The following is a 294-nucleotide window of genomic DNA, read 5'->3' on the forward strand; positions in this document are numbered from 1 at the left end:
ATGTCCTCGCGTACTTCGATCATCCCGGCACGAGCAACGGACCCACCGAAGCGAACAACGGGCGCCTCGAGCACCTCCGCGGCATCGCGCTCGGCTTCCGCAACCTCATCAACTACGTCGCGAGAAGCCTGCTCGCGACCGGCGGCTTCAGACCACTTCTACACTCTGGAAGGCGATCAGCCGCATGACGATCAAAACTCAGCAAGTCGCCCCGTTTCTTTCTTCCTACCCGGTTGAGGAGTGATCCTTGGAGGGTGTTGGCCATCCCGGGCTCGGCATGATTCCTGCCCCCTG

1 protein-coding gene is annotated in these 294 nt (G+C 61.6%); it reads left to right on the forward strand.

What is annotated here, in order from left to right; all coding sequences use genetic code 11:
• Positions 1-188 (forward strand): transposase (locus ACPYN9_RS17240; protein WP_424468128.1); only part of this gene is annotated, 188 nt, incomplete at its 5' end.
• Positions 189-294 lie beyond the last annotated feature (106 nt).

Source organism: Pseudoclavibacter helvolus, from assembly GCF_049707175.1.
Taxonomy (GTDB): Bacteria; Actinomycetota; Actinomycetes; order Actinomycetales; family Microbacteriaceae; genus Pseudoclavibacter; species Pseudoclavibacter helvolus_A.